Raw genomic sequence first — 12,979 nt, 5'->3', positions numbered from 1 at the left:
GTGAGCGACCGCCAACCCGTCGTCGTCGGCGTCCACGCCACCGAACAGGCACTGTCCCTCCCGCACCGCGACGCGATGGGCCTCGCCCTCGAAGCGGTGCGCGGCGCGATCGAGGACGCCGGGCTCGCCCCGTCGGACATCGACGGCGCCCAGGTCGACTGGCCGGGCCCGGGCGGGGTCCCCGGCGAGGGCAGCTCCTGGGCACGAATGCTCGGCCGGGACCTGCGGTGGACCAGCGACTCGATGCTCGACAACGCCGGCTCGCGGGGTCTGCTGAAGGCGGCGGCGGCCGTACGGGCCGGGCTCGCCGACACCGTCGTCGTCGGCGGCTGCAAACTGGTCGCGCGCGGCGCGGGCCCCGTCGGCGCCGGGGTGCCGCTGGAGTTCGCCGACGTCTGGGGCAGCTACGTCGTCGCCCAGTTCGCCCTGGTGGCGGCCCGGCACATGCACGAGTACGGCACGACCTCCCGGCAGCTCGCGGAGGTCGCGGCCACCATCCGCAACAACGGCACCACCAACCCCGAGGCGATGATGTACGGCCGCGGTCCGTACACCGCCGACGACGTGCTCGCCTCCCGCATGGTGGCCACACCGTTCCACCTGCTGGACTGCTGCATCGTCGGCGAGGGGGGCGCCGCCCTCGTGGTGACCACCGCCGAACGCGCCCGGGACCTGCCCCACCCGCCCGTCGCCGTGCTCGGCGGCGGCATGGAGTACCACCAGGCCGCGTACGCCAATCCCGCCCTGTACCGCGAGGTCGGCCAACTCGGCCGGGACGCGGCCGAGCGCGCCTACGCCATGGCCGGCGTCAGCCCGCACGACGTGGACGTCTTCTCCCTCTACGACCCCAACTCCTTCGAGATCATCCGCCAGTTGGAGATCCTCGGCCTGTGCGGCGAGGGCGAGGGCGGCCCGCTGGCCGCCAGCGGCGCCATCGCCGTCGGCGGCAAGCACCCCGTCAATCCCGACGGCGGCTGCCTGGCGTACGCGTGGAACGGAACCCAGCAGATGACCCTCAAAGTCGTCGAGGCCGTACGGCAGTTGCGCGGCACGGCCGTCCACCAGGTCGAGGGCGCGGAACTGGCGGTCGTCGGCAACGCGGGCTCCGGCGCGCAGCACTACGAGATGAGCGTCCTGGGGAGGACACGATGAGCCGCCCCGTGCCCGTGCCCACCGAACTGTCCCGGCCGTTCTGGGACGCGGCCCGGCGCGGTGACCTGGTCGTCCCGCACTGCCCGGCCTGCGGGCTGCGCTTCTTCGTGCCCGAACCCGCCTGCCCCGGCTGCATGTCGACGCACTGGCGATATGTGCCCAGCGCCGGCCGGGGCACCGTCTACTCCGTGACCGTCGTGCACCGCGCACCCGGCCCGGGCTTCGACACACCCTTCGCGCTCGCCGTGATCGACCTCGACGACGGCGCCACCCTGCTCACCCACGTCGACGCCGGCGACCCGGACGACGTCGTCATCGGCCTGCGCGTACGCGTGGACTTCCGGCCTCTCACCGAGGAGATCACGCTGCCGTACTTCGTACCGGTCCCCGCCGACTGAAGGAGATGGATGCCGTGACCAACACGCCGGTACGGGTCCCCAAGATGGCCGAGCTGGTGGCGGCACAGCTGCGCCGCAAGATCGTGCGCGGAGAGCTGGCCGAAGGAGAGGCGCTGCCCGCCGAGACGGCCCTGATGGCGGAGTTCGCCGTCTCCCGGCCGACACTGCGCGAGGCGTTCCGGGTACTGGAGTCCGAGTCCCTGATCAGCGTGCGCCGTGGCGCCCGGGGCGGGGCACGCGTGCAGATCCCGGAGGGCACGGTCGCCGCGCGTTACGCAGGGGTGGTCCTTGAGTACCGCGGCACGACCCTCAAGGACGTCTACGACGCCCGTACGGTCATCGAGGCGCCCTGCGCCCGCCTGCTCGCCCAGCGCCGCACGGACCGGGACCTGGAGCGGCTGCGGGCCTCCGTCGCCGCGGCCGAGGGACTCATGGACGACCCCTCGGCCTTCATCCGCGCCCACATGGAGTTCCACGCCCTCGTCGTCGAACTCGCCGGGAACGAGACGCTGAGCGTCCTCAACGGCATGGTCCGCAACATCATCGACCAGGCGAACTGGTCCCATGTCGACCTCGACGCGGGCAGCCCCGAGAACATCCGGGCCAACCGCCGGGGCTTCCGCGCCCACGGCGCTCTCGTCGAGCTGGTCGCCGGGCGCCGGGCCGAGGCCGCCGAGGAGCTGTGGCACCTCCACCTCCAGGAGGCCGAGGACTACCTGCTGCGGAGCAGGTCCATGACGACGGTCCTGGACCTGCTCGGCTGACGATCCGTCAACTGTCGCGCAGGTCCTGCACGATCGGCTCCCACACCTCGGCGTCGATGTCGTACGCGGTGTAGAAGGACACCCGGTCCACCAGCGCCCCGTACCGGCGCCTGATCTCGTCCGCCACCCGCTCCGGCTCCGCGACGACCGCGAAGGTGTGCAGGACCTCGTCGTCGACGAGGCCGCCCATCGCCTCCCACTTGTCCTCGCGGGACGACTTCGACAAGGCGTTCAGCTCGTCGCCGAGTTCGCCCCAGCCGTGCAGTTCCAGGACGCCGCGGTAGGCCGGCGTGCTGCCGTAGAAGGCGATCTGGCGGCGGGTGCCGTCGATCGCGCGGGCCAGTTCCTCCTCGGTGCGGCCGGTCGCGGTGAGCAGCAGATGGGAGACGGAGAAGTCGCCCCGCGTGCGGCCGGACCGTTCGAGGCCGGTCGCGACGGTCGGCAGGGTCACCTCCCGCAGATAGCGCTCGGTGGTGAAGCCGTGTGCGAGGAGCCCGTCGGCGACCTCGCCCGCCACCCGGGTCATCGCCTCCCCGACCGCGGCCACGAAGACCTTCGGGGCGCCGCCGGGAGCGGGCGGGGGCGAGAAGAACGGGGACATGAGCGTGTGCGTGTAGAAGTCGCCGCGGAAGTCGAGCTTCTCGCCGTCGTTCCAGGCGGCCCAGATGGCGCGCAGCGCGCTCACGTACTCCCGCATGCGCGCGGCCGGGCGACTCCACGGCATGGCGAAGCGCCGCTCGATGTGCGGTTTGATCTGGCTGCCGAGACCGAGCGAGAAACGGCCCCCCGAGTAGGCCTGCAAGTCGTGTGCGGTGTACGCGAGTTGCATGGGCGAGCGGGCGAACGCCACCGCGATCGCCGTGCCGACCTCAAGCCGTTCGGTGTGCTCGGCCGCCAACAGCAGGGGCAGGAACGGGTCGTGCTGGGACTCCGAGGCCCACAGACCGTCGTAGCCGGCCTTCTCGTGGTGCCGCGCCTCCGCCACGACCTCCGTCGTACCCCACACACTGAGCTTGCCGTCGACCTTCATACCGCTCCCTCTGCTGTGACCGCGTCCAACCCGATGCGTCCCGCGAGCAGTTCGCGGTGGTACGCCGGGTCGCCGAACAGGAGTTGTGACGTCTTGGCCCGCTTCAGATAGAGGTGGGCCAGGTGTTCCCAGGTGAAGCCGATGCCGCCGTGGACCTGGATGTTCTGCTCCGACGCGCTCAGGCACGCGTCGGAGCAGAACGCCTTGGCCAGACTCGCCACGGAGGGCAGGTCCGGGTCCTCGTCCGCTGCGGCGAGCAGCGCGTAGTGCGCGGCGGCACGCGCCGACTCCACGTCGAGGAGGACGTCGGCGAGCAGGTGCTTCACGGCCTGGAAGGAACCGATGGGCCGCCCGAACTGGTGCCGCACCTTGGCGTACTCCACCGCCATGTCCAGCGCGCGGGAGGCCACCCCGACCTGCTCGGCGGCGAGCGCCACCGCGGCCCGGTCCAGCACCTGCGAGACCAGGTCCCAGCCGTCGCCGTGCGTACGCAACCGGGTCGCCGGTACGTCGTCGTAGTCGAGGCGGGCCTGTCGGCGGGTGGGGTCCATCGTGGGCAGAGGAGCGCGGGTCAGTCCCGGCGCGTCGCCGTCCACGCAGAAGACTCCGATGCCGTCGTCGGCACGAGCGACGGTGAGGACGACATCGGCGGCAGCGCCGTCCAGGACGAACATCTTGTGTCCGGTCAGTAGCCAATGCCCGTCCGAGGCGCGGGCGTTGAGCTGGACGCCGGTCGCGTCCCAGCGTGCGGAGTCCTCGGTCAGCGCCAGTGCCCCGACCGACTCGCCCGAGGCCAGCCCCGGTAGGAGGCGCTTGCGGGCGTCCTCGTCGTCGCAGCGCAGCAGTGCGGTCGTCACCAGCACGGCCGAGGAGAGGAAGGGCGCGCACAGTAGGGCGCGGCCCAACTCCTCCATGACCACGCCCACTTCGACCGGCCCGCACCCGGCACCGCCGTACTGCTCGGGGACGGCCAGCCCCTGAAGGCCGAGTTCCGTGCCCATCCGGCGCCACAGCGCCCGGTCGAAGCCCTCCGGCGTCTCCATCAGCCGCCGCGTCTCGGTCTCGGGGGAGGTGTCCGCGAGGAACGCCCGTACCGTGCGGCGCAGTTGCTCCTGCTCGTCACTGAACGCGAAGTCCATGCCGCTCAGCCCTCCGCACCGGTTCGGCGACGCGCGCGCGAGGCGATGATCTTCTCCACCGCGGCGATGTGGTCCGGGTCGTGCATGCTGTCCCGTTCGGCGAGCAGCGCGGGCTCCAGTACGGCGGTCATGGCCTGCTCCAGATGCAGGTTCACGGCCCGCTTGGTGCCGCGCAGGGCCTGCGCGGGCAGCGCGGCCAGCCGTCCGGCCAGGTCCATGGCCTCGTCCATGAGTTTGTCCTTCGGTACGACACGGTTGGCGACGCCGAGCCGGACCGCCTCCTCGGCGCTCACCCGCTCGCCCAGGAACAGGAGTTCCTTCGCCCGGGGCAGGCCGACGAGCAGCGGCAGGACGAGAGCGCCGCCGTCACCCGCGACGAGACCGACCTGGACATGCGGGTCGGCCACATAGGCGTCGTCCGCGATCAGCACCAGGTCGCTCAGCAGGGCCAGACTGCAACCCAGGCCCACGGCGGGCCCGTTGACCGCCGCGATCACCGGCAACGGGCAGCGGACCAGGCCCGTGATGATCCGCCGGGCCTCGTCCACGTTCTGCTGCCGGAAGGCGGGGTCGTGCTGGACCCGCGTCATGATGTCGAAGTTGCCGCCGGCGCTGAACGCCCTGCCGCGCCCGGTGAGCACGACGACCCGCGCGTCCGGGTCGTCGGCGACCGTGTCCCAGACCGACGCGAGGCCCGAGTGCAGTTCCTCGCTCATCGCGTTGAGCTGGTCCGGCCGGTTCAGCTCGATCAGCCGGACCGGCCCGAGGGCCGTCACCACCAGATCCGTCATCTTCACCGCCACCGTTCAGGAACAGGTCAGTAGAGTTGAATGCTATAACTAATTGAGCTTTATGAGAACCGGATCGCAGGGTGACGAGGTCGACGGAGGACACGCATGCCGGAGCAGGAGTACGAGACCGTGCGGGCCGAGGTGGCGGACCGGATCCTCACCGTCACGCTCAACCGGCCCGAGAAGCTGAACGCCTTCAACCCGCAGATGATGGGCGACCTCCTCGACGTCCTCGACGCGGCCGACGCCGACGACGAGGTACGGGTGATCGTGGTGACCGGGGCCGGTCGCGGCTTCTGCGCCGGCGCCGATGTCAGCTCCGGGGGCTCGTCCTTCGACCACCGCAGGGCGGGTGCCTGGCACCGGGACACCGGCGGCCGGGTCGCCCTGCGGATCTTCTCCAGCACCAAGCCGGTCATCGCGGCGGTCAACGGTCCGGCGGCCGGTGTCGGGGCGAGCATGACGCTGCCCATGGACATCCGGCTGGCCTCGACCTCGGCGAAGTTCGGCTTCGTCTTCGCGCGCCGGGGCATCGTGCCGGAGTCCGCGGCGAGCTGGTTCCTGCCCCGGGCCGTGGGCATGCAGCGGGCCATGGAGTGGGTGGCCACCGGCCGTGTCTTCGGCCCCGACGAGGCCCTGTCCGCCGGGCTGGTCCGCTCCGTCCACCCACCGGAGGAACTGCTCCCGGCGGCCTACGAGCTCGCCCGCGAGATCGCCGAGAACACCTCGGCGATCTCGGTGGCCCTCTCCCGCCAGATGATGTGGCGGATGCTCGGCGAGCCCCATCCGATGACCGCGCACCGCCTCGACTCGCGGATCATGAGCCAGATCGGCGGCGGCCCGGACCCCGTGGAGGGCGTCGAGTCGTTCCTCGCCAAGCGGCCGCCCGCGTTCCCCGGCCGGGTCAGCAAGGACCTGCCGGCCGTCTATCCGTGGTGGCGGGAGGAGGACTTCCGGCCCTTGGGGGAGTAGGCGTCACCGGGGGCGGGGGCAGCCTTCTTGGGGCACGCGCCGCTCCCGGATCGCCCCGACCGCAGCCCGGATCATGGCCGAAACCGGCCGACCATGGTCTCGGGCGACCCCGACAGGTCGATCATGGCCACGGCCCGCCGGGCGTCCGACCTCGCCCTGGACAAGGGCAGACCCGGGCGGGACACTTTGACAGACCGATGAGACCTGTCCGAAACATTGTCGTCGTTTGCCTGAAGTGTTAGCGTCCGGATGGCGGGCATTCAGTTGAATGCGTTAGCTATTCCGCTCCAGGACGGTGACCATGAGCGATGGTTTCCTGCACGAGTCCTTCCACGGTGTCGACTGGGGAGTCGCCACCGCGGACGCCATCGCGGCCCCGCCGCCGCCTCTCGCGGAACGCGGGGGCCACTTCCGGCAGTGGACCGACGACATCCGGCACCTGGTCGGCGTCACACCCGACACGCACCGGATGGTCGCGGGCTGGCCACTCCTCCAGCCCGAGGGCCCCGACAGCTGGGACCGCGCGGCCCTGGACCGCTGTGACCGCGAACTCGACTCCCTGCTCGCACTCGGGCTGCGCCCCTGTCTCACCCTGTTCGACCGGTTGCTGCCGCCCTGGCTGGCGGACGCCGGGGGCTGGCTGGAACGCGACGCCGCCGAGCACTTCGCCGCCTTCGCCGCCGAGCTGGGCCGCCGCTACGGCGACCGCGTGACCCGCTGGATCACCTCCACCGACCTGGCCGGACCCACCCTCGCCGACCACGTGGCCGGGATGTACACACCGGGCCGGGGCATCGGCCGCGCGGGCCTGCCCGCGGTCCACCACATCCTGCTCGCCAACGGACTCGCGACCCGCGCCCTGCGAGCCGCCGGCGCCGGCGGCTCGATCGGGACCACGGTCACCCTCGTCGGTGGCTACCCGGCCACCGAGGACCCCTTCGACCGGCTCGCCCTGGACCGCCTGCTGAGCTGGACCAACCGCCTCTTCCTCGACCCCCTGCTGCTCGCCGAGCACATGGTGACCGAGGACGACGTCTCACCGATCGAGGACACCGGCTGTGTCCGCCCCGGAGACCTGGACGTCATCGCCACCCCGCAGGACCTCCTCGGTCTGTCCTGGCACACCCCGTTCCGCGTCACCGCACCGGAGAACCTCGCCCGCGCGCTGCCGGCCGACAAGTGCCAGAGCAGGCTCAACGAGGTCAACCGTCTCCTCGTCGGCCTCGGCTTCGCCGTCGTCCCCTTCGACGACGTGGAGACGACGGCGTACGGCTGGCCCATCCTCCCCGAGGGCCTGGCCGACGCCGTCGCGGACCTCCACGACCTCTACGGCGACCTGCTGCCCCCGCTGTCCGTCGTCGACAACGGCATGGGCGATCTGGACCTCGTCGACGAGGCCGGTTACAGCGACGACGCGCGACGCCGGTCCCTGCTGCGCGCCAGGCTGTCCTGGCTGGGCCGGGTGATCGAGCGCGGTGTGGACGTCTGCGGCTACGAGTACTGGTCGGTGCTCGACAACCTGGAGGCGAAGTTCCGCTACACCCGCCTCTACGCGATGGCAGTCCCCGACCACGAGCCGCCGCCGCGCCCGCCGATGCCCTCCGACTGGCTGCGGGCCGGAGCCTTCGCGGGCCCCGAGGCGCCGGGCGCGGGGCCCGGGCTCACCCTGGTCCCGCCCGGCCCCGGGGATCACCGGGTCGGAGCCTCGTAGTCCCGGCCCCGGATCAGCCGCACCGGCGTGTAGACGAGCACGTCCTCGTCCCGCTGGTTGCGTACGGTGATCCGGCTGGTGACGACACCCCGGCCGGGTTTGCCGGACGGCCGGGAGGCCGTGGTCTCCACGACGGCGTACAGCGTGTCGCCGACGTAGACCGGGCCCCGCACGGTCATTTCCATGTGCAGGAACGCCAGCCCGGTCCCGTGCAGCACGTTCGTCTGGAGTACGAGCCCTTCCGCGATGCAGTACGTCAGCGCGCCCGGTACCAGCCGCCCCGTGTAGCCGCCGTCGGCCGCGTGCGAGGCGTCCCAGAAGAGCGGCTCGTTGAAGCCGCCCCAGGTGACGAAGTTGACCAGGTCGGTCTCGGTGACCGTACGGCGGGCGGTACGGAAGACCTGCCCGACCGGCATCTCCTCGTAGGTCAACCCCCTTACCAGCGGGGGGATTTCGGTGCGGATCTGCTCTGCCGTCATCGGGTGCTCCTCATCCGTACGTGGGTCACAGGTCGATCGGGTGCTTGGCGGCCACGCCCTCGAAGTCCGGTGCGCGCTTCTCGCGGTGCGCGGCGAGCCCCTCGACGACCTCGTGCCCGCCGAACCCGAAGAACTCCAGCCCGAGCGAGGCCTCGAAGAGCGGCTGGGCCGTGCGGTACCAGTGGTTGAGGGACCGCTTGGTCCAGCTGAGCGCGCTGGCCGGACCGGCGGCCAGCAGGGTCGCGACCCGCAGCCCCTCGGCGTGCACGTCCTCGTCGTCGACGGACTTCGACACCAGGCCGATCCGCTCGGCCTCCTCGCCGGTGAGCGCCTCGCAGGTCAGCAGGTAGTACTTGGCCTTGGCCATGCCGCACAGCAACGGCCAGCAGATGGCCGCGTGGTCACCGGCCGCCACCCCGAGCCGGGTGTGCCCGTCGACGATCTTCGCCTTGCGTCCGGCGATCGAGATGTCCGCCAGCATGCCGATGACCAGCCCCGCACCGACCGCCGGTCCATGGATCGCGGAGACCACGGGCTTCGAGCAGTTGATCACCCCGTAGACCATGTCCCGCGCCTCCCGCATCACCCGGGCACGCACGGCGTAGTCCTCGGTCATGGCCTCGATGGAGTCGAAGGTCCCACCGGCCGAGAACGCCTTGCCGGCTCCCTGGACCAGTACCACGCGGGTCTGCTCGTCCCGGTCGACGACCGGCCAGACATCCGCCAGCTCACCGTGCATCCGTGGATCCACGGCGTTGAGGTTCGGCGCGTCCAGCACGATGCGGAGCACACCGGGCGCGGGCCGCTCGAAGGTCAGACTCGTGAACGGGGCGTAGGAATCGGTCACGTCGCACTCCTGGTGTATTCAGTGCGGATACTATAATTATCTAACTGTATCGAGGGGCGGGCGGCAAGCGGCCGGTACCCGTGCCGTACCGAGGACGGGAAGCTCGGCATGGATCTCACCTTCAGCGAGGAACAGGACGAACTGCGCAAGGTCGTACGGTCGTTCCTCACCCGGCACTCCGCCGAGGCGGACGTGTGCCGCCTGGCCGCCGACCCGCGCGGCTACGACACGGTCGTATGGCGCCGTCTGGCCACGGAGATCGGACTGCAGGGACTCGCCGTACCCGAGGAGTACGGCGGCTCGGGCTTCGGCTACGTCGACCTCGGCGTCGTCTTCGAGGAAGCGGGCCGAGCCCTGCTGTGCGCCCCGTACCTCGCCACCGTCGCCCTGGCCGCCGAGGCACTGCTGCGCTGCGACGACGAGGCCGCCCGCGCCGAACTGCTCCCGGGCATCGCGGCCGGCCGGACGGTGGCCACCCTCGCGCTCACCGAGGAGAACGGCCGCTGGGACGAGCCGGGCATCCGTCTCAACGCCCGCCACACAGCGGCCGGTTGGCGGCTCACGGGCGCCAAGACCTACGTCCCCGACGGACACCTCGCGGACCTGCTCCTGGTCGCCGCCCGCACCCCGGCCGGCATCAGCCTCTTCGCGGTCGAGGCGGCCGCCGCCCCGGGTCTCACCCGCACACCCCTCCCTACCCTCGACCAGACCCGCAAACAGGCGCGCATCACCTTCACGGACACCCCGGCGCGCCTGCTGGGCACCGACGGAACGGCCTGGCCGGTCCTCGAACGCACCCTCGCCACAGCCTCCGTCCTCCTGGCCGCCGAAGAGGTCGGGGGCGCCTCCGCCGCGCTGGACATGGCGGTCGCGTACGCGAGGATCCGCGAGCAGTACGGCCGCCCGATCGGCTCGTTCCAGGGCATCAAGCACAAGTGCGCCGACATGCTCGTCGAGATCGAGTCCGCCCGCTCGGCGGCCTACGCCGGACTGTGGGCTCTGGACGCGGGTGACGAGACGGAGATCGCCGTGACGGCCGCCGTCGCCCAGGCCTACTGCTCGGAGACGTTCACCAGGGTCGCCGCCGACAACATCCAGGTCCACGGCGGCATCGGCTTCACCTGGGAACACCCCGCACACCTCTACCTCAAGCGTGCCAAGAGCTCCGAGGTGCTGCTCGGCACCCCCGCGTACCACCGGGAGCTGCTCGCGGCCCGGCTCGGCATCTGACACCCAGGAGAAGCAGACATGGAAGTGGACTTCGGGCCCGCCGTACGCGACTTCCGCGACGAACTGCGGGACTGGTTCGTGGACCACCTCGTGGGGGAGTTCGCCGAACACCGGGGCGTGGGCGGCCCCACCGACGGCGCCGCCTGGGACGTACGCCTCGCCTGGGACCGCGAGCTGTCGGCCGGGAACTGGCTGGGCGTGGGCTGGCCGAAGGAGTACGGCGGACGCGGCCTCGGACTGATCGAGGAGATCGTCTTCGAGTATGAGTACGCCCGCGCGAACGCCCCCTACCGCGCCACCGTCAACGCCCTCGACCTGCTCGGCCCGCTGCTCCTCGCGATGGGCGGCGAGGCCCAGAAGAAGCGCTTCCTGCCGCCGATCGTCGCCGTCGAGGAACTGTGGGGGCAGGGCTTCAGCGAACCCGGCGCGGGCTCCGACCTGGCATCCGTCCGTACCCGGGCCGAGCGCGACGGCGACCAGTGGGTGGTCAACGGGCAGAAGGTGTGGACCTCGTTCGGCATCCACGCCGACTGGCTCTACGTCCTCACCCGCACCGACCCCGACTCCCGGCGCCACAAAGGCCTCACCCTGCTCCTCGTCCCGACCGACCAGCCGGGTGTGGAGATCCGCCCCATCCGCAACCTCGCGGGCCAGGACGAGTTCGCCGAGGTGTTCCTCTCCGACGCGCGCACCGGCGCGGACATGGCCGTCGGCGAGGTCGGTCAGGGCTGGCGCACCGCGATGGCCACCCTCGGCATCGAACGCGGCACCACCTTGCTGCCCCAGCAACTCGGCTTCGAGCGGGAGGCCGAGGCGCTGATCGAACTGGCCCGTGCGCGGGGCGCGTTGGACGACCCCATGCTGCGCCGCCGGATCCTGGACGCCTGGATCTCCGTACGCATCATGCGCACGACCAATCTGCGCACCCTCGCCGAACTGACCGCGGGCCGCACACCCGGCGCGCAGGCCACCACGGCGAAGCTCTACGCCTCGACGCGCCACCAGCAACTAGGCCACCTGGCCATGGAGTTGGCCGGACCGGCCGGACAGATCGTCGGCGAGGACTACGAACTCGACACCCGGCAGCGCTCGTTCCTGCTCTCCCTCGCGGAGACGATCTACGGCGGTTCGAGCGAGATCCAGCGCAACATCATCGGGGAACAGCTCCTCGGTCTGCCGAAGGAGCCACGGCCGTGACCTCGATCGAGGACCGCCTCGACCGCGTCGAGTCGCACCAGGCCATCCAGCAACTGCCCATCCGCTACGCCCTGGCGGTGGACTCCCGCGACCTCGACGCCTGGGTCGGCTGCTTCCGGCCCGACGTGGACATGGGGCGCCACGGCCGGGGACGGCAGGTCCTGCGCCGGCACATCGAGCCCCTCGTACGCGGCTTCCATCGCTCGGTCCACCAGATCTGCGGCCACCGCGTCGAGTTCACCGGCCGCGATACCGCGACCGGCGCGGTCTACTGCCGCGCCGAGCACGAGGTGGGCGACCGCTGGATCGTCATGGCGATCTGCTACTTCGACGACTACGCGCGCGTGGACGGCGACTGGTACTTCTCCCGGCGCCGCGAACAGCACTGGTACGCGGCCGATGTGACCGACCGCCCGCAGTCGGTCGGCTTCAACGGGTGGGAGGGCGCGGGAGAACCGGCACTGCCGGACGCCTTCCCCACCTGGACGCCCTTCTGGAAGGAGACGTGATGGCACGGCTGACAGGCAGGACCGCGTTGGTCACCGGTGGAGGCCAGGGCGTGGGCCGTGGCATCGCCCTGGCGCTGGCGGCCGAGGGTGCGGCCGTGGTCATCACCGGCCGTACCGGGAGCAAACTGAAGGACGCCGCCGAGGAGATCGCCGAGCGCGGCGGGCGGGCGTACACCGTGGTCGGGGACGTGGGGGAGCGGGACGACGTCGACCGGATGGTGGCCGAGACGGTACGGGAGTTCGGCGGCCTCGACGTGCTCGTCAACAACGCCCAGTCGTCGGTGCAGCGACGACTGGAGAAGACGTCGTACGACGATGTCGAACTCACCTACCGCAGCGGGCCGTTGGCCGTCTTCCACGCGATGCAGGCCGCCCTGCCCCATCTGAGGGAGAGCCGCGGCAGCGTCGTCAACCTGGGTTCCTCGGCCGCTGTGCAGGGCGAGGCGACCTTCGCGGCGTACGCCATGGCCAAGGAGGCGATCCGCGGTCTGAGCCGGGTCGCCGCGCGGGAGTGGGGACCCTACGGGATCCGGGTCAACGTCGTCTGCCCGGCCGCGCTCAGCCCGGCGGCGGAGGACTATCTGGCCGCGCATCCGCAGAAGGCGGAGGAGCTGGCGCGGGAGATCCCGCTCGGCCGGCTCGGTGACCCGGAGGCGGACATCGGCCGGGCGGTGGCCGCGCTGGTGAGCGACGACATGGCCTATCTGACGGGCGCGACACTGATGCTGGAGGGCGGCCGCACCCTCATCGGGTGACGTCG

14 protein-coding genes are annotated in these 12,979 nt (G+C 71.4%); 9 read left to right on the top strand and 5 right to left on the bottom strand.

The window, feature by feature from the left end; all coding sequences use genetic code 11:
* From ACIRRY_RS20420 to ACIRRY_RS20410, 3 genes are read left to right on the top strand one after another with little or no spacing between them, the layout of a single operon-like run.
* A complete protein-coding gene (locus ACIRRY_RS20420; protein WP_403974492.1) occupies positions 1 to 1,152 on the top strand; it encodes a thiolase family protein in 1,152 nt (383 codons plus the stop codon).
* Positions 1,149 to 1,550 (top strand): Zn-ribbon domain-containing OB-fold protein, encoded by a 402-nt coding sequence (locus ACIRRY_RS20415; RefSeq protein ID WP_403974489.1) that lies wholly within the window; start codon positions 1,149 to 1,151, stop codon positions 1,548 to 1,550. Before ACIRRY_RS20420 ends, ACIRRY_RS20415 begins: the two co-directional genes overlap by 4 nt.
* Before the next feature lie 5 nt (positions 1,551 to 1,555).
* Positions 1,556 to 2,314 (top strand): FadR/GntR family transcriptional regulator, encoded by a 759-nt coding sequence (locus tag ACIRRY_RS20410; protein WP_403974487.1) that lies wholly within the window; start codon positions 1,556 to 1,558, stop codon positions 2,312 to 2,314.
* 7 nt (positions 2,315 to 2,321) lie between these two features.
* Here the strand turns inward: ACIRRY_RS20410 and ACIRRY_RS20405 are convergent, their stop codons facing one another.
* Genes ACIRRY_RS20405 through ACIRRY_RS20395 form a run of 3 tightly spaced genes read right to left on the bottom strand, consistent with a single transcriptional unit; the run spans position 2,322 to position 5,274 of the window.
* A complete protein-coding gene (locus tag ACIRRY_RS20405) occupies positions 2,322 to 3,344 on the bottom strand; it encodes an LLM class F420-dependent oxidoreductase (protein ID WP_403974485.1) in 1,023 nt (340 codons plus the stop codon).
* Complete coding sequence (locus ACIRRY_RS20400) at positions 3,341 to 4,483, bottom strand: acyl-CoA dehydrogenase family protein (protein ID WP_403974484.1); 1,143 nt, start codon at positions 4,481 to 4,483, stop codon at positions 3,341 to 3,343. Before ACIRRY_RS20400 ends, ACIRRY_RS20405 begins: the two co-directional genes overlap by 4 nt.
* A gap of 5 nt (positions 4,484 to 4,488) precedes the next feature.
* The gene (locus tag ACIRRY_RS20395; RefSeq protein ID WP_403974483.1) at positions 4,489 to 5,274 is read right to left on the bottom strand and encodes an enoyl-CoA hydratase/isomerase family protein; all 786 of its coding nucleotides are present in this window, start codon (positions 5,272 to 5,274) and stop codon (positions 4,489 to 4,491) included.
* A 105-nt stretch (positions 5,275 to 5,379) separates the two neighbouring features.
* On the opposite strand from ACIRRY_RS20395, the gene ACIRRY_RS20390 reads away from it, so the two are divergent.
* Both ACIRRY_RS20390 and ACIRRY_RS20385 read left to right on the top strand, forming a co-directional pair.
* Positions 5,380 to 6,246 (top strand): crotonase/enoyl-CoA hydratase family protein, encoded by an 867-nt coding sequence (locus ACIRRY_RS20390; protein WP_403974481.1) that lies wholly within the window; start codon positions 5,380 to 5,382, stop codon positions 6,244 to 6,246.
* A gap of 301 nt (positions 6,247 to 6,547) precedes the next feature.
* Complete coding sequence (locus ACIRRY_RS20385) at positions 6,548 to 7,957, top strand: family 1 glycosylhydrolase (RefSeq protein ID WP_403974478.1); 1,410 nt, start codon at positions 6,548 to 6,550, stop codon at positions 7,955 to 7,957.
* Here the strand turns inward: ACIRRY_RS20385 and ACIRRY_RS20380 are convergent.
* Positions 7,936 to 8,436, bottom strand: coding sequence for a MaoC family dehydratase N-terminal domain-containing protein (locus ACIRRY_RS20380; RefSeq protein WP_403974475.1), 501 nt, complete (start codon positions 8,434 to 8,436; stop codon positions 7,936 to 7,938). The two genes, ACIRRY_RS20385 and ACIRRY_RS20380, sit on opposite strands and share 22 nt — an antisense overlap.
* Before the next feature lie 25 nt (positions 8,437 to 8,461).
* Positions 8,462 to 9,283, bottom strand: a complete 822-nt coding sequence (locus ACIRRY_RS20375) for an enoyl-CoA hydratase/isomerase family protein (RefSeq protein WP_403974473.1) — start codon at positions 9,281 to 9,283, stop codon at positions 8,462 to 8,464.
* A 108-nt stretch (positions 9,284 to 9,391) separates the two neighbouring features.
* Here ACIRRY_RS20375 and ACIRRY_RS20370 point away from each other — a divergent pair, with 108 nt between their 5' ends.
* The 4 genes from ACIRRY_RS20370 to ACIRRY_RS20355 are packed head-to-tail and all read left to right on the top strand — an operon-like array spanning position 9,392 to position 12,974.
* Positions 9,392 to 10,513: an acyl-CoA dehydrogenase family protein gene (locus ACIRRY_RS20370; RefSeq protein WP_403974471.1), complete on the top strand. Its 1,122-nt coding sequence runs from the start codon at positions 9,392 to 9,394 to the stop codon at positions 10,511 to 10,513.
* A gap of 18 nt (positions 10,514 to 10,531) precedes the next feature.
* Entirely contained in the window at positions 10,532 to 11,710 is a 1,179-nt protein-coding gene (locus tag ACIRRY_RS20365; protein WP_403974469.1) for an acyl-CoA dehydrogenase family protein, read from the top strand.
* The gene (locus ACIRRY_RS20360; protein ID WP_403974466.1) at positions 11,707 to 12,219 is read left to right on the top strand and encodes a nuclear transport factor 2 family protein; all 513 of its coding nucleotides are present in this window, start codon (positions 11,707 to 11,709) and stop codon (positions 12,217 to 12,219) included. The genes ACIRRY_RS20365 and ACIRRY_RS20360 overlap by 4 nt, the downstream gene beginning before the upstream one ends.
* Entirely contained in the window at positions 12,219 to 12,974 is a 756-nt protein-coding gene (locus ACIRRY_RS20355) for an SDR family NAD(P)-dependent oxidoreductase (RefSeq protein WP_403974464.1), read from the top strand. Before ACIRRY_RS20360 ends, ACIRRY_RS20355 begins: the two co-directional genes overlap by 1 nt.
* Positions 12,975 to 12,979: the final 5 nt, after the last annotated feature.

Source organism: Streptomyces sp. NPDC101776 (assembly GCF_044766845.1).
Classification (GTDB): domain Bacteria; phylum Actinomycetota; class Actinomycetes; order Streptomycetales; family Streptomycetaceae; genus Streptomyces.
This window is presented reverse-complemented; position numbering and strand designations above follow the sequence as displayed.